The organism is Endozoicomonas sp. ALC013 (assembly GCF_049310205.1).
GTDB lineage: Bacteria > Pseudomonadota > Gammaproteobacteria > Pseudomonadales > Endozoicomonadaceae > Endozoicomonas.
The window spans coordinates 1-2,760 of the sequence record NZ_JBLYNS010000302.1 but is presented as its reverse complement, the minus strand read 5'-3'; the positions used below and the strand labels follow the sequence as shown (position 1 = coordinate 2,760).

Below are 2,760 nucleotides of genomic sequence, written 5' to 3'. Positions count from 1 at the left end.
CAGGTTGGCGATAGCCTGAGGAACAAATTGATCTTTCTGTATGTTTACGTGGGGCAACAACACGGCCACAGCCTCTTTGAGCCCTGCGGTCAGCTCCTGCCCGTTATCCACCAGTTTCGCCATGGCCCACAGCAGGTTGGTGATTTCCTGTGGTTTAAAGTGAGCTTCCTGTGCGTTCACGTGGCGCCACAGCGCGGACACGACTTCTTTGAGCTCTGGTGTCAGATCCTGCCCATTGTTCGCCAGTTTTGCCATGACCCACAGCAGGTTGGTGATTGTCTGTGGTGTAAAGTCAGCTTTCTGTGCGTTCACGTGGGGCAACAGCGCGGCCGCGGCCTCCATGAGCCCTGGTATCTTCTCCTGCCCGCTGTCCACCAGTTTCGCCGTGGCCCATAGCAGGTTGGCGATTTCCTGTGGTTTAAAGTTAGCTTTCTGTAAGTGCACGTGGGGCAATAGCGCGGCCACAGCCTCGTTGAGCTCTGGTGTCCACTCCTGACCGTTGTCAATCAGTTTTGCCATGGCCCACAGCAGGTTGGCGATATGCTGAGGAATAAATTGGTCTTTCTTTATGTTTACGAGGGGCAATAGCGCGGCCACAGCCTCGTTGAACTCTGGAGTCCACTCCTGACCGTTGTCAATCAGTTTTGCCATGGCCCACAGCAGAATAGCGATACCCTGGGCATTTAAGTGGTATTTCTGTGCGCTCACATGGGGCAACAGCACGGCCAATGTTTTGTTGAGCCCAAGTGAACTCTCCTCGCCGTTGATCACCAGTTTCGCCATGGCCCACAGCAGGTTGGGGATACCCTGGGCATTAAATTGGCCTTTCTGTGCGTTCACGCAAGGCAACAGCGTGGCCATGGCCTCTTTGAATTCTGGTGTCCGCTCGTACCCGTTGTCCAACAGTTTCGCCATGGCCCACAGTAAGTTGACGTTTTCCTGTGGTGTAAATTTCGCTTTCTGTGCCTTTATACGGGGCAATAGGGTGGCCACGGACTCTTTGAGCCCTGGTGTCTGCTCCTGCCCGTTGTCCACCAGTTTCGCCAGGGCACACAGCAGGTTGGCGATATGCTGAGGAATAAACTGGTCTTTCTGTGCGTTCACTTGGGGCAACAGCACGGCCACGGCCTCGTTGAGCTCTGGTGTCGACTCCTGCCCGCTATCCACCAGTTTCGCTATGGCCCACAGCAGGTTAGCGATATTCTGAGGCATAAACTGGTCTTTCTGTGCCTTTATACGGGGCAACAGCGTGGCCACGGCCTCGTTGAGCTCTGGTGTCTGCTCCTGCCTGTTGTCCACCAGTTTTGCCATGGCCCACAGCAGGTTGGCGATAGCCTGAGGAATAAATTGCTCTTTCTGTGCGTTCACTTCGGGCAACAGGGCGGCCACGGCTTCGTTGAGCCCTGGTGTCCGCTTCTGGCCGATGTCCACCAGTTTCGCTATGGCCCACAGCAGGTTGGCGATTCCCTGAGGAATAAATTGTTTTTTCTGTGCGTTCACATGGGGCAACAACACGGTCACGGCCTTTTTGAGCTCTGCTGTCGGCTCCAGCCCGTTGTCCACCAGTTTCGCCATGGCCCACAGTAGGTTGGCGATACCCTGGGCATTAAACTGGGCTTTCTGTGCGTTCACGCGGGGTAACAGTGCGGCTACGGTCGCTTTGAGTTCTGGTGTGTGTTCCTGTCCGTTGTCTACCATTTTCGCCATGGCCCATACCAGGTTGGCGATAGCCTGAGGAACAAATTGGTCTTTCTGTACGTTTACGTGGGGCAACAACGCGGCCACAGCCTCTTTGAACTCTTCTGTCTGCTCCTGCCCGTTGTCCACCAGTTTCGCCATGGCCCACAGCTGGTTAGCGATACCCTGAGCACTAATATCACTGGCTTCAGGTTTTTGGTTGCACTTGAATATTATTGCATCCAGTAGCGTCGATAATAAGGCAGCTTGAGTGAGCTGAACACGCTCATCCATGGGTTTATGACGGATAAAAACGCCTGCTGAAGTAAATGAGTGCAGTGTTGTCGTCAGGCTTCGCCAATTCCAGCTCCGTGTTGCGGTAAAATTTTGCAGCAAACGCATCAGCTGGCTTTGTTCTGTGCGATTTAACGGTCCTTTAGCAGCTGACGTGTATTTTTTAATTGAACTGGCATATCGACCGTGATGTCTCCCATCATAGCGGTGACCGCAACGATCCGATTTTCTCAACAAATCATCCATTATTTCCTGTTTGATGAGGGCATTAAAATCCTGAGCAGGGTTTACTGAACGGCCCTGTAGATGTTGAGAAGAGTTTGCTCCAGAAGAATGGTAAAATTCATGGCGACCCGGTGCAGTGTGGGGGGGATGATCCCATGGTCTGACTGTGGCATGTCGGTATCGCCCACGCCTTGAAGAAGGGGCATGGCCATTCGGTTGATTGTAACCGTTATCTGACCTTGCGTATTGACCACTGATACCTGCAGAGCTTCTGTCCATAATTATATTTCATTAATTCATGAAAATATAAAAAGCAGACTGCTGTTCTGCTCAGAAGTTCATTTTGCGGAAAAGTTTACTTGAGACATGATGGGAGGAAGGCGATTACTGACTGTTTGTTTTCTTCCTCTTTGCCGGGTTGGTTTGCTCTTGTAAATGTTCTTCGGCAGTAACGTATGCAGCATCTGTCCACCCTCTTTTAAGTGAAACAGAGTCATGCCCCTGTGGCGGGATGCCTATCCTGATCTTTATTTGATCAATATATGGTTTCATTAAATCGTTGTG

2 protein-coding genes are annotated in these 2,760 nt (G+C 51.8%); both read right to left on the bottom strand.

The features are described from left to right. Window positions 1-2,475: DUF1601 domain-containing protein (locus tag ACO6V1_RS23325; RefSeq protein ID WP_422468909.1), on the bottom strand; the 2,475-nt coding region annotated here is incomplete at its 3' end. A 105-nt stretch (window positions 2,476-2,580) separates the two neighbouring features. Next, the coding region (locus tag ACO6V1_RS23320) for a hypothetical protein (RefSeq protein ID WP_422468907.1) at window positions 2,581-2,760 on the bottom strand (180 nt) is incomplete at its 5' end.